The sequence below is a fragment of the Methanolobus vulcani genome, from assembly GCF_006546655.1.
GTDB classification, from domain to species: Archaea; Halobacteriota; Methanosarcinia; order Methanosarcinales; family Methanosarcinaceae; genus Methanolobus; species Methanolobus vulcani_A.
In genome coordinates this window covers 172,900-189,654 of sequence record NZ_VIAQ01000015.1, presented here as the reverse complement: position 1 = coordinate 189,654, position 16,755 = coordinate 172,900, and the positions used below count along the sequence as shown (strand labels likewise).

General features: G+C 41.3%; 15 protein-coding genes. 10 read left to right on the top strand and 5 right to left on the bottom strand.

Annotated features, from left to right (window positions below):
* Window positions 1-198 precede the first annotated feature (198 nt).
* Window positions 199-2,328, top strand: coding sequence for a methyl-accepting chemotaxis protein (locus FKV42_RS08265; protein WP_230375561.1), 2,130 nt, complete (start codon window positions 199-201; stop codon window positions 2,326-2,328).
* A 69-nt stretch (window positions 2,329-2,397) separates the two neighbouring features.
* Here FKV42_RS08265 and FKV42_RS08260 read toward each other — a convergent pair whose 3' ends face one another.
* On the bottom strand, window positions 2,398-4,629 hold the full coding sequence (locus FKV42_RS08260) for a CDC48 family AAA ATPase (RefSeq protein WP_154809754.1): 2,232 nt from the start codon (window positions 4,627-4,629) through the stop codon (window positions 2,398-2,400).
* Between the two features lie 254 nt (window positions 4,630-4,883).
* Between FKV42_RS08260 and FKV42_RS08255 the strand changes: the two genes are divergently transcribed.
* The 4 genes from FKV42_RS08255 to FKV42_RS08235 all read left to right on the top strand — a co-directional run bounded on the left by FKV42_RS08255 (window position 4,884) and on the right by FKV42_RS08235 (window position 9,442).
* Window positions 4,884-5,474 (top strand): GNAT family N-acetyltransferase, encoded by a 591-nt coding sequence (locus tag FKV42_RS08255; protein ID WP_154809753.1) that lies wholly within the window; start codon window positions 4,884-4,886, stop codon window positions 5,472-5,474.
* Window positions 5,475-5,587: 113 nt separating this feature from the next.
* Window positions 5,588-6,334, top strand: a complete 747-nt coding sequence (locus tag FKV42_RS08250) for a class I SAM-dependent methyltransferase (protein WP_154809752.1) — start codon at window positions 5,588-5,590, stop codon at window positions 6,332-6,334.
* Window positions 6,335-6,544: 210 nt separating this feature from the next.
* Window positions 6,545-7,648, top strand: a complete 1,104-nt coding sequence (locus FKV42_RS08245) for a Fic family protein (RefSeq protein ID WP_230375560.1) — start codon at window positions 6,545-6,547, stop codon at window positions 7,646-7,648.
* Window positions 7,649-8,068: 420 nt separating this feature from the next.
* Window positions 8,069-9,442, top strand: a complete 1,374-nt coding sequence (locus FKV42_RS08235; RefSeq protein ID WP_328287518.1) for an RNA-guided endonuclease TnpB family protein — start codon at window positions 8,069-8,071, stop codon at window positions 9,440-9,442.
* Window positions 9,443-9,697: 255 nt separating this feature from the next.
* Here the strand turns inward: FKV42_RS08235 and FKV42_RS08230 are convergent, their stop codons facing one another.
* Window positions 9,698-10,642, bottom strand: coding sequence for an IS5 family transposase (locus FKV42_RS08230; protein WP_154809749.1), 945 nt, complete (start codon window positions 10,640-10,642; stop codon window positions 9,698-9,700).
* A gap of 314 nt (window positions 10,643-10,956) precedes the next feature.
* The gene (locus tag FKV42_RS08225) at window positions 10,957-11,655 is read right to left on the bottom strand and encodes a (5-formylfuran-3-yl)methyl phosphate synthase (protein WP_154809748.1); all 699 of its coding nucleotides are present in this window, start codon (window positions 11,653-11,655) and stop codon (window positions 10,957-10,959) included.
* 45 nt (window positions 11,656-11,700) lie between these two features.
* Here FKV42_RS08225 and FKV42_RS08220 point away from each other — a divergent pair, with 45 nt between their 5' ends.
* The 3 genes from FKV42_RS08220 to FKV42_RS08210 all read left to right on the top strand — a co-directional run bounded on the left by FKV42_RS08220 (window position 11,701) and on the right by FKV42_RS08210 (window position 13,295).
* The gene (locus tag FKV42_RS08220) at window positions 11,701-12,411 is read left to right on the top strand and encodes a HisA/HisF-related TIM barrel protein (protein ID WP_196214093.1); all 711 of its coding nucleotides are present in this window, start codon (window positions 11,701-11,703) and stop codon (window positions 12,409-12,411) included.
* 143 nt (window positions 12,412-12,554) lie between these two features.
* Window positions 12,555-12,791, top strand: a complete 237-nt coding sequence (locus FKV42_RS08215) for a hypothetical protein (RefSeq protein ID WP_091709521.1) — start codon at window positions 12,555-12,557, stop codon at window positions 12,789-12,791.
* Between the two features lie 267 nt (window positions 12,792-13,058).
* On the top strand, window positions 13,059-13,295 hold the full coding sequence (locus tag FKV42_RS08210; RefSeq protein ID WP_154809746.1) for a hypothetical protein: 237 nt from the start codon (window positions 13,059-13,061) through the stop codon (window positions 13,293-13,295).
* A 64-nt stretch (window positions 13,296-13,359) separates the two neighbouring features.
* Here the strand turns inward: FKV42_RS08210 and tmk are convergent, their stop codons facing one another.
* Together tmk and FKV42_RS14215 are read right to left on the bottom strand one after the other, a co-directional pair.
* Window positions 13,360-13,968, bottom strand: coding sequence for a dTMP kinase (gene tmk / locus FKV42_RS08205; RefSeq protein WP_154810164.1), 609 nt, complete (start codon window positions 13,966-13,968; stop codon window positions 13,360-13,362).
* Window positions 13,969-14,036: 68 nt separating this feature from the next.
* Window positions 14,037-14,165 carry a hypothetical protein gene (locus tag FKV42_RS14215; RefSeq protein ID WP_268865971.1) on the bottom strand — a complete coding sequence of 43 codons (129 nt, stop codon included), beginning with the start codon at window positions 14,163-14,165 and terminating at the stop codon, window positions 14,037-14,039.
* 141 nt (window positions 14,166-14,306) lie between these two features.
* Here FKV42_RS14215 and FKV42_RS08200 point away from each other — a divergent pair, with 141 nt between their 5' ends.
* Entirely contained in the window at window positions 14,307-14,975 is a 669-nt protein-coding gene (locus FKV42_RS08200) for a DUF166 domain-containing protein (RefSeq protein ID WP_154809745.1), read from the top strand.
* 14 nt (window positions 14,976-14,989) lie between these two features.
* Complete coding sequence (polX, locus tag FKV42_RS08195) at window positions 14,990-16,717, top strand: DNA polymerase/3'-5' exonuclease PolX (protein ID WP_154809744.1); 1,728 nt, start codon at window positions 14,990-14,992, stop codon at window positions 16,715-16,717.
* Window positions 16,718-16,755 lie beyond the last annotated feature (38 nt).

Below are 16,755 nucleotides of genomic sequence, written 5' to 3'. Positions count from 1 at the left end.
GAAATAAATTGGAGGTGTATATATATTTTGTTTTTAATAACATTTATAATTCATTTAGGAAACAACCCAGCGGCGACATAATGTACATTAGAAATATCGTAAAAATTATATATATTAAATTTACTAATTATATATTGTGTGACGGTGTTGCACTGTTCAAAAAAAGAAAATAAAGGAATAAGTATGAATTTTCAAAAAATGAATATAAGAAATAAACTTCTCTTATACATCGTTACCAGTGTCATCATATTGATGACTATTAGCACCTATGTGACTGTTGAAAAGGTCACAGAACAGGAAATAACCATGGCTTTCTCTGAAGCTGAAAGCGTTGCCGGAAGTTATGCATATTACTATGATAGTGATATGAAATCAAATCATATGCTGGCTCAAACCATGGCTACAACCATGGAAAACTATGATACGGGCAACAGGGATGAAGTAAACTCCATCCTTGAGAAGCTGCTCGAAGAAAATCCGGGACTTCTGGGTACGTATGTTGCATATGAACCCAATGCATTTGACGGAAAAGATTCAGACTATGTAAATGATCAGGGACATGACTCTACAGGAAGATTTGTTCCTTACTGGAGCAGAATCGGTGGTTCTGTTGCTCTTGATCCGCTTGCCGGTTATGATACAGATGAATACTACCAGCTTCCTAAAACCCTGAAACAGGATGTTATACTTGAACCTTTCATGTATGACGGGGTTATGATGATAAGCTACCTTTCTCCGATAATTAAAGATGGAGATTTCGCAGGAATTGCCGGTGTTGACGTTTCTCTTAATTATATAGATGATGAAGTTTCAAAGGTCAGCATCTTTGATACAGGCTATGCATTCATGGTCAGTAACACAGGCTTGTTTATGTCACATCCAACTGAGAAAGACTGGATAGGCACCACAACTCTTGCAGACCTCAATAATCCTGAAATCGATAAAATGGCAGAGGACATTGAAAACGGAATTGGCGGCCATATTGAGGTTACTGACCCTACAACAGGAAAAGATGTTGTAATGATATACAGCCCGGTTGAAACTGCTGATTTTGCATTTGTTCTCACAGTACCTGAAGAAGAAATGTTTGCAGGTGCAATGGAACTCAGGAATCAACTGATTATTGTCTCTATTATTGCAATTATTGCAATGGCAGGAATTGCATATCTTATAGCACGTTCTATCACAAAACCTATAGAGAACATAGTTGATGATTTCGAAAAGATATCAACCGATGCACTTGAAGGAAAGCTTAACAGAAAGGCAGAGACTGATGTTGGTATTGACTTTGAGGCAATCCCACGTGGACTCAATGAGATCATGCAAACGATGACTGGCATTATCACTGACATCAGCAGGAACTCGAATGTTATTGCAAGTACATCCGAACAGATGTCTGCTGCAATTGAAGAAGTTACTGCAACATCGGAGGATGTTTCAAAAACTGTAGGGGAAATTGCTTTTGGAGCAAATGAACAGTCTGCAAAGGCTGATGATATTGCCCGTGCAATGAGTGATATGTCACTTAGTGTTCAGGACATTGCTACAAATGCACAGGTATCTGCCGAGATCGCTATGGAATCAAGTGAAAAGACAAAGGGTGTTGGTGACAGATCTGAGGAACTGGTAAAACAGATGGAAGATATCCAGAAAAGTTCCATAGAATCTTTTGATGCTATCAAGGAACTTGAATCAAAATCCAAGATGATAGGTGAGATTGTCATTCTCATAACCAATATTGCAGACCAGACAAACCTGCTTGCTCTTAATGCTGCAATTGAAGCCGCACGTGCAGGAGAGCACGGAAGAGGCTTTGCTGTTGTGGCTGACGAAGTTCGTAAGCTTGCAGAGGAATCAGGAAAAGCGGCAAGCCAGATATCCGATCTGATCAATGAGATTCAGGTTGAGACTAACGTAGTGGTTGATTCAGTTGAGAGAGGAAACACTACTGTACATGAAGGCGTGGCTGCACTTAATGAAACTGTCACTGCCATGAGGGAAATCGTTGATGGTTCCATCAAGGTTTCTGAAATGGTCCAGAACATTGCTGCTGCTGCACAGGAGCAGTCTGCCAGCATTGAGGAGATCACTGCTTCTATCGAGGATGTTACATCTATATCCCAAGAGACAGCAGCCGGAACCGAGCAGACTTCCGCATCCGTGGAACAGCAGAACGCTTCCATGCACGAACTGGCACAGAGTTCCCAGGAACTTGCAGGCATGGCTGTTTCAATGCAGGAAATGGTCAGCAAGTTTGTTCTTGCCAGCGAGGAAAATGTGATGCATGAAGATGCACCAAAACTAGAAGAAAATAAGAAGGGACTCTGATTGTCCCTTTTTGTTTTTTGATTTTTTTTAATTTAATTAATATATTTGACTTCTTTTCTTGTTGATTCCTTACTGATACGCCCTTTCATCAATATCCTTTTCTTCCTCGTTTGCAGCATACCTGGCAAATGATTCAGCAGCCTGCTCGTAGAATGTCATGGCGCTGCGAGATGTTGTTGGCTTCACACGACTTTTGGCTTTGAGAAAATGATCATATGTAATCTTGATACCTTCTGCTTTTTTCAGAGCTTCTTCCTGACTGAGACCCGGAGTGATTACTTCACGCAGAGCCAGCATTGAAGCTTCACGACAGATGGACTCGAGGTCAGCACCAACGTAACCTTCTGTAATTTCTGCAAGCTCTTCCACGTCCACGTCTTTTGCAAGCGGCTTATCGGCAAGGTGGATATTGAATATCTTTTCGCGGCTCTGTTTGTCAGGAGGACGGACGTATATCAGGCGGTCGAATCTTCCTGGGCGCAGAAGCGCAGGATCTACAATATCAGGACGGTTAGTGGCTGCGATTATCACTACGTCCTTGAGTTCCTCAACACCATCTATCTCTGTGAGAATCTGGCTTACAACACGTTCGGTTGCATGTGCATCGGTACTTGAACCACGTTCTGATGCCATTGAATCAATCTCATCGAAGAATACTATTGTTGGTGCAGCCTGCCTTGCCTTGCGGAAAGTTTCACGCACTGCACGTTCGGATTCTCCAACGTAGCGGCTGAGGAGTTCCGGTCCTTTGATACTGATGAAGTTTGCCTCACTTTCTGTTGCAACAGCTTTTGCGAGCATGGTCTTTCCGGTTCCCGGAGGACCAAAGAGCATGATTCCCCTTGGTGGTTTTGTGTTCACGGTTTCAAAGAGGGCAGGATATTTCAGAGGCCATTCTACTGCTTCTGCAAGTTCCTGTTTTGCTCCATCAAGGCCGCCGATGTCATCCCATTTCACATGAGGGACTTCCACGAAAACCTCACGCATGGCCGATGGCTCGATATTTTTCAGAGCTTCATCGAAGTCCTTTCTGGTGACTTCCAGCTTTTCCATGAACTCCGGCGGAATTTCGTCTTCAACGTCATCAATCTTAAGTTCAGGGAGCAATCTCCTGAGGGCGTGCATTGCAGCCTCTTTACACAGGGATGATAGGTCAGCACCTACAAAACCGTGGGTTACTGCGGCTATTTCCTTTAGCTCCAAGTCTTTTTCAAGAGGCATCCCCCTTGTATGAACATAGAGGATTTGCAGCCTTCCGTCTGAATCCGGGATTCCGACCTCTATCTCACGGTCAAATCTTCCTCCACGACGCAGGGCTTCATCAATAGAATTGGGGCGGTTGGTGGCTGCTATGACTATGACCTTGCCTCTGGATGCAAGTCCGTCCATGAGTGAGAGTAGCTGAGCAACTATTCTGCGCTCCATTTCCCCGACTACCTCATCTCGTTTTGGAGCTATGGAATCTATCTCATCAACGAAAATGATAGTTGGGGCGTTACGCTGGGCTTCCTCGAATATCTCACGGAGCTTCTGCTCGCTTTCACCGTAGTATTTGGAAACTATCTCAGGTCCGCTTACGGATATGAAATTGGCATCGGTTTCGCTGGCAACTGCCCTTGCTATCATAGTCTTTCCGGTTCCGGGAGGACCGAAGAGCAAGACTCCTTTTGGAGGGTCGACGCCAAGTTTGTTGAATAGTTCCGGGTGCTTTAGCGGGAGTTCTATCATCTCACGCACAAGTCCGAGTTCACGCTGCAGACCTCCGATGTCCTCATACGTGACCTGACCTGCAGCTGATTCTGCTATGGCTGCTTTCTCACGCAGATTTATCTGGGTGTTGCGGGTCACTACCACCGGACCCGATGGCTTGGTAGAGAGTACGACAAAAGAGATAGGGTTGTTCACTGTCTCGACACGGATGTTCTGTCCTTTTGCAACCGGACGGCCTTCCAGAATCCTGAGTATGAAACGTGCTCCGCCCACGAGGTGGGTTTCCCTGGTTGGTGCAAGGGTGAGAGCTTCTGCTTCCACGACCTGCACTTTTTTGAGTGTCACTGAATCATCGATACCAACTTTGGCGTTATTACGCAGGTTGCCGTCTATGCGTACTATGTCCTTGCCTGCATCTTCTAGATAGCCCGGCCAGACTATTGCGTAGCATTTCTCCTTGCTCTTGATCTCGATTATATCGCCACTTATAGCACCGACCTTCTGCATGAGAGTCTTATCGAGCCTGGCAATTCCCCTGCCTGCATCCCTTGGATAAGCCTGACCTACTTTTACAGTAATCTCTTCACTCAAGCTATCACCTCTGAGTTTCCTGTAATTACGGTATCAATGATCTTCATTTATAATATATTCAGCAGAGGTATGATTTAACGTTTCTGGGATTTTCAGGAGTGTGAAGCAATACATAATTCGTAGTTATCAAATGATCAGGAATTTTCTGAAAATGTATCAGATCTAAGAAAACGAGCACTTTATTAAAAGCAAGTCATATCCCTCTATAACTCACAATAAAAAATGCGGAATGATTTTTAAATTGGTGGGCAAAAATGAAGCGAAAATGGAACTGCGGTAATATTGTTTATAGCTATTGTACAGAAGCAGACTTAAGTGATATAGCATCGATGCTCGCAAAACAGAATGTATGTGAATATCTGTTTTTCGGACCAAACAAAGAAGAGGATACATTAGCTTATTTTTCACCATTGATCAATTCGATCAGTGAATCATTAAAAGCGAACAATATACCGGATATGCATGTATTCACAATCAGGGAAAAGGATTCGGGTGTGTTTATTGGCCAATGTGCATTGTTACCAATAGAATTCACAAATGGAAACTATCTCATAGGATATCAGATCGATGACACTCAATGGAGAAAAGGGTATGGCAGTGCTGCTTGTGAGTTTCTGACATATTTTGCTTTTAGTGTACTTAGCGCATTCAGAATCACGGGGGATTGTGCAGAAGGAAATATTGGTTCTGAAAAAACAATGATCAAAGCAGGTTTTAAGCCAGAGGGACAACAAAAGAGATATTGGTCGAAAAATGGTAAATGGCATGACAGACTACTTTTTGGTTTGACCACCGAGGATATTTCAGAAGAGAAGTTGGAGATATTGAGAAGCAAATATGATTAAACCGGAATCCTAACTGAGAGAAGCTTGAAGAATTTTAAGGAAAATATTGATGAATACGTACTCACTGTCAGGATACCACAACAGATTTAATCAATTATCTCTGTGAGAGTTTTATGGCAGAATCACCAATTTTTGAGATTTTTGACGGGTTACCCAGACAGGGACCCGGCAGTAATGAATGTACTGAAAAAGCCTTTAATTTGCTTTCTTCCCTCCCTGCAGGCACTAAGATCCTTGACATTGGTTGTGGTGTGGGTATGCAGACAATACACCTTGCGAAGATCTGCAAGGAATGTCACATCACTGCAACTGACATTTACCAGCCTTTTCTGGATAAACTGATGGAAAATGCAGTTAAAGAAGGAGTTGATGACAGGATTAGCACAGTTTGTGCTTCTATGGACGATCTTCCGTTTGAAAACGGGGAATTTGATGTTATCTGGGCAGAGGGCTCCATTTTTGTCATTGGTTTTGAAAAAGGACTTAGCTACTGGAAACAGTTTCTAAAGGAAGGAGGTTACGTGGCACTGACAGAAAGTACATGGTTCACGGATGAGCCTTCTTCGGAAGTAGTTCAATTCTGGCAGGATTGTTATCCTGATATCAAGAGCATAGCTGATACTGAAAAAGTTATCATGGCAGTAGGATATGATCTCATTGACAGCTTTAAACTGCCAGCTTCTACATGGTATGATTTTTACGCCAATCTGGAAAAAAGAGTCGATAAAATCAGTGATAACTATAAAGGAAACACCGAGGCAGAAATGATACTTGAGTTTAACAGAAGAGAGATTAAGCTCTTCAGAGTGTACCCGGACGAATATGGTTATACGTTCTTCATTTTACAGAAGAATGAATGAGCTGTTAGGTCATGGATTCCTGTAATAATGGAATCCAGAATCTTTGTTTATTTATGTGTTCAGTAGAGATGTGGCTTAACGGTTTATGGGGTTTTCGGGGAGGAGTCGAAGATTTTAGCATTTGACAAAGAAAAAGACATTCTGTAAAATAATCCGGACAATTACTAACTTTAATAAATTATAAGATAATAAAGATGTGCGTGATTCACAATGCTGGAACCTTATGAGCCCATGGAACTACCATTAGACTGTATCGACTGGGCTGCACATGTCAGTTTAATAGGAAAAGCAAATGCTTCACTTGCAAGATACGATGGAATCATGCGAGGAATCGTAAATCCAAATGTCCTTCTTTCACCCCTTATTACAAAGGAAGCGGTCTCTTCTTCAAGAATAGAAGGAACACAGGCTTCTGTTGAAGATGTATTTGAATACGAAGCTGATCCTAACGAAACAGGGCTTTTTGAAAGAAGAGATGATATACATGAGGTTCTTAATTATCGTAAAGCACTTTTAAGAGCTGAATCATTGTTAGAAGAAAAACCAATTCATTTTAACATGATCCGTACACTTCACAAGATCTTACTCACGAACGTGCGCGGAAGAGATAAAGAACCTGGTGACATCAGACGCATTCAAAATTATATAGCTTCCCCGGGCTCACCGATAGAAGAAGCTACTTTCATACCACCAAGCTCAACCAGAATTCCAGATGCACTTTCTGAATGGGAGAATTATCTCCATAGTGACGATAAAGACCCTCTAGTCCAGCTTGCTGTTTTAAAGGGACAATTTGAACTAATTCATCCATTTAGAGATGGTAATGGCAGGATTGGAAGAATGCTAATTCCTCTTATACTTTATTCAAAAGGTTTGATATCAAAACCTGCTTTTTATTTGAGTTCCTACCTTGAAAAGAACAGGGATGCTTATTACGATGCACTTCAGGGTATTTCTGAAAATGAAGATTGGAACAGTTGGATATCTTTTTTTCTAACCGCATTGAATGAGCAGTCACAGGATAACTGCGACAAAGCGAGTAAAATTCTTCATCTTTATAATGAAATGAAAGAAACAGTCCCGGAGATTACTCGTTCACAGTATTCGATCTCTGCAATAGACACTATTTTTTCAACACCGATATTTAATACAACAATGTTTACGAATAATTCAGCTATTCCAAAAATGACTGCTGTACGTATATTAAAAGAAATGTCTAATAATGACATAATTACCACAATCCGTCAAGGCAGTGGTAGGCGGCCTGCAGTTTATTCTTTTAGAAGGCTGATGGATATCACTGAAGACGTATGATATCTATATGGGTAAACAAGTAGCATACCAAATTTGAATCTCTATGATGCACAAATGAGTTAGTGTAACATGAATGATACACAAAATAGGTAGCGTACCAAATTTGAGGTTATATGGTACACAACGGATTTAGTGTAACATACATGATACACAAAGTAGGTAACGTACCATATTAAAGAAAATATGATTCACAAAAACCTAAGAAATGCCATCTCTTTTTTCAGTTTAACAAGCAGCCCGCATCCCTTGGATAAGCCTGACCTACTTTTATAGTGATCTCTTCACTCAAGCTGTCACCTCAGGGTATCCTGTAATTACGGAATCGATGGTCTTCATTTATAATATATTCAGCAGAAGTATGATTTAACGTTTCTGGGGTTTTCGGGAGTGGACGAAAAGCAGGTTACATCCTTATGACCCATGGAGAAGAAAGGATTAGCAGGAAGATTACCTCGGCAAGCAACATGGGAAAGCTGGCCTATCTTCGGGAAATTGCAAAACAAAAAGGATATAGTCTTTGCCTTGTTGCTAATCATTTGGAAAATCCAAAGCCTTACCCTCGCTGTGTTCGTCTGGTCGTCAGGAAATCTCACCGGACACATAGACATATATGTTCTAACTGCAAATGGGAAAAGAAAACAGAATATTTTAGATGAGTTTGTAAAAATGTTGAAAGCCTACAAGTACCGCCTGTACCCAACAAAAGAACAGAAAGAGTTCTTCGAGAAGCAATTTAATGCATGTAGGTTTATCTATAATTGGGGACTTCAAACTAAGATATTTTGTTATGAGAAAACAAGGCAGTCACTTTCACATTATGAACTTGAGCTTAAGATGGTACACGAACTTAAGCATGAGCATCTGTGGTTGAAAGAAGTAATGTCGATACCTCTGATTCGTACCCTGATTAATCTGGATATAGCATATGATAATTTCTTCAGGGAACTAAAGAAGGATCCACATTTTTCAGGGTTCCCTCGATTCAAGTCAAAGAAAAATGCGAGACAATCATTCCAGTTTCATCAGGGGTACACAGTAGATTTCGATGCAGGATATCTAAAACTACCTAAAATAGGCAACGTAGAATGCCGGTACCACAGGACATTTGGAGGTACTCCTAAAACAATTACAATATCACGGAATGCAGGGAAATACTTTGTCTCCATTACAGTTCATGATGGGTTAGAAACGCCTGCAAAACAACCATATGACGCAGATTCAACTATCGGTATAGATGTTGGTCTGACTCACTTTGCCACCCTGTCAAACGGTGAGAAGATCGATAACCCAAAACACCTTCTGAAAAATATTGAACGTGTGAAGGTCTTGAATCGTAGACTTTCTAGAAAAAAGAAGGGCTCAAACAATAGAAAGAAAGCAGTACAGCAACTTGCCAGACTTCACGAAAAGATAGCAAACCAAAGACGTGATTTTCTGCATAAAGTGTCACACAGGCTCATAAGCGAGAACCAAGCGGTAGCTATTGAAGATTTGAATATTAGGGATATGCAGCAGAACCATCATCTTGCACAAGCAATCAGTGATGTATCATGGTTTGAGTTTGGCAAGCAACTTGAATATAAAGCAGAATGGAACGGTAAAACCGTTCTGAGAATAGATAAATTTGAACCAAGCAGTAAGACATGCAGCAATTGTGGTTATAAAAAAGAGAATATGCCCCTAAGTGTTCGTGAATGGTCATGTCCTGAGTGTGGTACTGTTCATGACAGGGACTTGAATGCTGCTTTGAATATTAAGAATATGGCATTATGCACCGCCGCTCAGGTGGGGTGAGCTTGTGGACTTGTGCCCGCTAGGGCGAGGTATGAAGCAAGAATCAACATCATTAACGTTGGGCTGAGACTTTATTATGGGGTTTCTTTGGACATGTAACATCAATTCCTTCAATAATCCAATCATATAGAGGATTCAGATTAACCCTGTATTTTTTAAGTCATTAGATAATTCTGACCTAAATTCATACTACATTTTCTGGATTTTGCTCTTTTTCCCTTATTTTCGTGATTATCTAGGATAGCATCCGCTATCCTAAATAGTTCCTTTCTTTTTTAGCGTCCTCAATTGATGCAAGTTAAAAGAAAAAGCCGTCATTAACATTTTTACATTCACTCTTTCTACAGTTGTAACAAGCACTTTTCCTGCTTTGAACACTTCTTTTGTTACTGCATATACTCTTTCACATGGGACTCTCTGCACACTTATCCGTTCATTTCTAAGAATATCTGCTATTCCTAATGGATGTCCTCTTACAGCTCTTTGCATTGTTGCTGCAAAACCTTTTGCAGCTGCTCCAAAGTATCCTTTATCCCTATAGACAACTTCTCCTTTTTCAGATAGATCAACTTGTGAATCATGCACTGATGCAGTTGTTGTTTGAAATCTTCTGATTAGTAGATAATCCTTATCTACAATTGTATGGAATTTATATCCAAAATGGGATTTACCACCTTTTTTAGCCCAATCTCCATCTTTGCTTCTTGATGTATTAGCATCTTCTCCTCTGGGCTTATCGGCTTTAGCATGACCTGGGTTGGAATGAATGAAAGTGGCATCCTGAATCATCCCCTTTTTGATCTTCAATCCAAGAACATCAAGTTGTCTCTGCATTTCATTCCATATTTTGCTCTCTTTATCGTTGTCAGAAATTCTTTTCCTGAATGACCAAACAGTTGTACTGTCTGGTACATATTCTGGAAATCCCAGAAATTTCCTAAAGGATATTCTATCAATGCATTGTCTTTCAAGTTCAGCATCAGAAAGTCCATGCCATTGTTGCAGAACAAGCATTTTTAACATCACAAGGACATCAGCTTCAGGCCTACCGCCTGAAGCTGTTCTATTCTTATACATTGATTCTAAGATTGGACGAAAAAGTTTCCAGTCAATCAGTGATTCGATTTCAGCAAGCTTGTCTCCAATAGATTGAAGTCGCTTATATTCTTCGTTTAGAGCAAAATCAGTTAAGTCAACCATGATCCTTAATTTATTTAATAATTATTTATAATTAATTGATATGTTGACGGAGAGACAATGTGTTTATCGAAGTTCTCTATAGTTATTCCTTGGTTCATTAAGCGTTCTTGGAAGAATATTTTCTATTAACATTGACTAATCGGAAGGATTTAATCGGGCATTTATAAAATATCCCTGTTCTATTCAGGAATAAATCACAGTCCGTGCAATTACAATCCACCAACCATCTATCTCATAACAATAGCAAGGCTGGAGCGTAAAAAAGCTGAAAAATACAAACAAAAATCAAAAAATAAAGTAAGAAGTAACCGAAGTTACATCTCATTCCTTAGTTTCTCGACAAGTTCTGCCTTAATGACGGATGACCTGTCGCCGCCGCAGACCATGCCGCGAACACCGATGATGTCAGGGTCGATGCGCCTCAGAGCAGGGAGGTCCTCGAACTTGAGGGTTCCGGCAAGTGCGGAAAGAAGTCCTTCCTTGCGGATAGCTGTTGTAAACTGAGTAAGCTCTTCCTCGGTCATGAACTCAAAGGTTGAGCGTCCGTCCTTGATACCTGTATCGACCATCACAACATCAACGCCTGCCTTTGCACCGATTGCAGGGAGGAGCTGTGGGTTGATTGAATTGATACGCTCGTAATCAGAGTAACCTGATGCAACAACCTTCTTCTCAGCATCGTAGCTCTTTACTGATTTTGTGATATTGGTAAGCATCTCAAGTGCCTGTTCCTCGGTCTGGACATCAAAAAGACCTACCTTGATGTAATCTGCACCAGCAACTGCCGCGCCAAGAGCTGCAAGGGATGCAGTTCCCGGTTTGAAATTAAAGTCGCCGATCGTTGCGCTGATAGGCTTTCCGGAATTAATGGATTCCTTCACAGCACTTATAATCCACGGGAAGTTTGCACCGAGTGAACCTTCTTTAGGATTCTTCACGTCAACAATGTCAGCACCGCCTTCGTATGCTGCAACTGCTTCTTCTGGGTTGATCGGACTTATAAGTAACTTCATATTATTAACCTCTTTTTTATAGCATGACAGATGTATCAATTATATATGTTTCGTATCATCTTCGTTCTTGATATATTCAACCGGACAATAGTCCATGCACAGGGCGGCACTCGTAGTGAATACAAGCCCATCCACTTTTCAAGTCATATATGCAATACATCCGATGCAAAACAGATAGAAGACACCGTAAAACCAGCAGAAGTCTACATCGCAGACCTCAACCTGCTTGAGAAAATAGGCAAGAGAGAAAAGAACTTCGATATCATACAGGCAGTCTCAGAATCAGCAAAAGTAATGCTCGACCCCGGCGTAACATCAGTCTCAGAAACCGAAGACGTGATGGAAATCGTACAGACCGTCATCCTCGGAACCGAAACCGCCTCACTTGAAACTATAAAAGAAGCTAGTTCCCTTTACCCCGGAAGAATCAGTGTCAGTATTGACAAAAAGCACGGCAAGATACTCACCAACGACCCCGAACTGCCTGAAGACCCGTTCAAGATAGTAGAACTACTCAATGACTACGACCTTGCTGACATCATAATCCTCGATCTTGACAGGGTGGGCACATCAAGCGGCGTAGATTCACAATTCTTAAGTAAAATCGTTTCAATCTCAAGGCATAATGTGCTTCTGGGTGGCGGTGTAAGCAACGTGGAAGACATTAAGATACTGGAAGATATCGGAATAAAGGGCGCACTTGTGGCAACTGCCCTGCATAACGGATCAATTCCACTGGAAATGGTCAGGCAGTAAACCAAATACTGCAACCAAACACACTTTTTACAGAGATTTCAGAGTAATATTATATACGAATAAAAATAATGTGAACTTAAGTTCAATTACATTATTGAATTCAGATTTAAATTTCAATTCAAATTTTAATTATCGGTGTAATCATGGCAGACAATGAAGAAATAGTAGATATAGGCGAGAACTACGGAGAAATAAAGATGGGAGCAGGCTGGTTCCTGACCATCACACTTGCAACAAGCGAGAGATACGAGAACGAATACATAGAGATCGCAAAGGAAAGAGGCGGACAGAAAAAGTCACGTTTCAATCTTAACCCTAAATACACAAGAACCCTTGGAGAAGCTCTCATCAAATTCGCTGATGAGAACGGACTTGAGTAACCGATACTGGTTACTCCTTTTTTCACTTCATTCAGCTATTTTACCAGAAACTAATTTCTATCGAATACCCTGCTCACCTAAGCAACTTTTGTCTGGATAAATATATAATCCTGCAAACAAATTATTAAATGTGAGAGCATGGGTAATTTGTCTTTAATACCGAATATTGTATTAGAATCGTTTCGTAGCCCACTGAAACAAACAGATATCGTCCAGAAGGATGATTCAAAAATAACTCTAAAGGCATCTTCAATTTATAAAGATAAGATGTCAGACACCCTTGGTACTCAAGGAAATGGGAATATCTCACTTTCACCGACATTTAAAGTAGCATTCGTTGCAGTATCCGTAGCTACAGTGCTGGCATTCATTACAAATTTGTATATTGCTTTCACATATCCTGAACTCACAGAAGCTCAAAATAATGTACTATCTATTTGTGAGAATATTGTCACTACTGGTTTTGGAGCTATAGTTGGTTTGCTTGGTGGAAAAGCTGCTTGAAGCTCAAATAACAGCACAAAATAATCCAAAAAACAAGGAAAAAAGAGATTTCAATTCTCAATCCTTATTTATTTTCTAGTAAAGAGAATATCGCATCCAGAACATCCTTCTCAATCTCATCCACCGGCCTGTCGGTGTTGATAATAACAAACCTCTCAGGATGCGCTTCTGCAAGCTTCAGGTAATTTGCCCTTACTTCCTCAAGGAAATCTATCTTCTCAAATTTGGTCTGCTCACCACGGTTACCACACCTCTCTACTGATATCTTCGGGTCAATATCAAAAAGGACTGTCAGGTCAGGATCAACTGTCCATCCGTGGTGTATTTGCTGAATCCATTCCATTGGCTCAGGGAATTTGCCTTTAAGTGTTACAGCCTGATATGCATACCTGCTTCCTGAATACCTGTCAGAGATAACATTCTGGCCGCTCTCAAGTGCAGGCAGGATGAGTTTTGAAATATGTTCCGCATGGTCTGCGGTGAAAAGCAAAAGCTCTGCAAGGTTATCAGTATCCGAATGGATGGCACGGTTTACAGCATCGCCGATCCAGCCGGTTGTTGGCTCCCTGGTGAAAACAAAATCCTTAAAATCAGGATTTGAGCGCAGCCGCTCCGTCATTGTGGACTTACCGGAACCGTCGATACCTTCCAGAGTAATTAGTTTACCTTTCATTGACATCAACAATGAAAGCAAAGGAATACTATTTAGAATTTGTTCCAGAGGACAAACAGAACTTAAGTTCAGGTCCTTGAAACATTCTCACTGCTGCACTGTGGACACCTCACCGGAAACAGGGAAGGGTCTTCCATAAATAAGAACTCACAAGCATTGCACCTGAAATAAACTTTATTGGGGTCGTATTCGTCCATAATCAAAACCTCATGAGAATATGTTTTATCCTACTAAATATACTAATCGGTTGAATAAATACACACGTCTCACCTTAATTGCCCAACACCGCATATCCGGCAGGCATATATGCAAAGGAAGTAACCTTTTTAGAGAGAAAAATGACCACCATCGGAGTAATCACCAGAGGAAAATACGGAAACAGGCTCATTGAGACCATCCTCTCAAAAACTGACCTTAAAGTCGTTCAAACAGCAGTTCCTGAACTTTTGCCCGATTTTATAGACGAGCCCGAGGAATTCCTGGAAGGACTCAACATAGATGCATCAGTTTTTGATTCCAACATCGTGATAACTTATTCCCTTCACCCCGACCTCACAGTTGCAATAGCCCACATGGCAGGAAAAGCAGGTGTTAAAGCCCTGATAATTCCCGGAGGTGCTTCAAAAGCACCAGTTGTGGAACTAGAGGGAATAGCAACAAAATATGGAATGCTCATAGAAGTAGAAGACATTTGCTGCACTCTTGAAGCAAAACCTGAAACGGAAGAACTCTGCAAATACCTGTCAATACCTGAACTTGAAGTTGACATCGATAAAGGTATAATCAGTTCGGTCAAAGTATTATGCGGGGCACCCTGTGGAAGCACATGGCACATGGCAAAAGATCTTGTGGGAACAAAAGTGGAAGATGCACCTGCAAAAGCCGGACTTCTGATACAGCAATACCCATGCAGGGCTGTAAGAGGCGGAATGGGCGGCATACACGAATCCGGCGACATACACAAAAAAGCCGTGGAAGACGCCATCAAAAGAAAGAAGGAAAACTGATCCAACGGGATAACATGGACAATATCCGGATAGCTGAAAAGTTCAACCATATGGCAAAAATGCTTGAATTCAAAGGCGAAAACCAGTTCAAGACACGAGCCTACACAAATGCAGCACGCACAATCAAAGGACTTGACGAGGAGCTTCAGGTGATTCATAAAGAAGGAAGCATCGAAGATATTCCAGGTATAGGCAAGATACTCGAAAGCAAGATCGTGGAAATGCTTGAAACAGGAACTTTTGAAGCCTATGAAAAAACAATGGATGAGATTCCCGCAGGAATTATAGAAATAATGAACATCCCCGGAATAGGTCCTAAAACTGCAAGACTGTTCTATGAAAAACTTGGTGTGCAGACAGTTGATGAACTCAGCAGGGCTGCAAGGGAACACAGAATACGAAGACTTCCACGCATGGGAGAAAAGCAGGAAGAGAAAATACTGCGCTCCATTGCAAGACAAAAAGAAGACAAAAACCACGGAAGACATCCTTACGTGCTGGCAAAGGAGATAGCCACGGAAATTGTGGATTTTCTGGACTTATGTCCTGATATAGAGAAGGTGGCAATTGCTGGAAGCCTGCGACGAAAACAGGACACTGTTGGTGATATTGATCTTATAGCAATCTCCAAAGAACCGGAGAAAGCAATCAGCTATTTTACCGGAATGGAAAAGGTGGAAGAAGTACTGGAATCAGGAACAGCTAAAGCAGCCATCATTTATCCCGGAAATTTCCACGTTGACCTTAGGATTGTAAGCAGGGATTCCTATGGTTCCATGCTGCAACATTTTACAGGTTCAAAGGAACACAACATCCACCTGAGAAAGCTTGCAATCTCAAAAGGATACAGCCTGAATGAATATGGACTAACTGATGAAAGTACAGGTAATCTCACAAAATTCAGCAGTGAAGAAGACCTTTATGAGAATCTTGGACTTGAATACCTGCCACCTGAACTAAGGGAGGACAGAGGCGAAGTCGAAGCTGCTCTTAGAGGAAAACTTCCACAGCTAATCGAAAGAAAGGACATTAAAGGTGACCTTCACGTACATTCTACCTGGAGTGACGGTGCTAATACTATTGAAGAAATTGTAGATGCTGCCATTTTGAGAGGATATGAGTATATCGCAATAACCGACCACTCACACTCAACAGGTGTGGCCAACGGCCTGTCAGATAAGAGATTGCTTGAACATATCAATGCTATTGATAAACTCAACGAAAAATACGATGGGATAAGGATACTCTCTGGAACCGAGTGTGATATCAGGGCAGATGGTAAGCTGGATTACAGCAATAACCTGCTCGAACAACTTGATATTGTGATTGTCGCAGTCCATGCGGGACTTGATCAGGACAGGAAAAAGATGACAAAGAGAATAGTCTCTGCCCTTGAGAACGAACACGTTGATATACTGGCCCATCCCACTGGAAGGAAGTTCGGTAAACGTCCTGCTTATGATGTTGATATTGAGAAGGTGATCGCAACCGCAAAGGACAATGATAAGGTCCTTGAGATCAATTCATCCCCGTGGAGACTTGACCTGGACGATATTAACGCAAAGCGTGCAAAAGAGCGTGGTGTGATGCTTGCAATCAACACGGATACTCATGCAATCGACCATCTGGACAACATTGAATTTGGGATCAATATGGCTAGAAGAGCATGGGTTGAACCTGATGATGTCCTTAACACAAAGGACCTAAAACAGTTGTGTTCAAAACTTGGTATCCCGAAGTAATGGAGAATATCATAATTGAGAAAATAACTGCATATCTT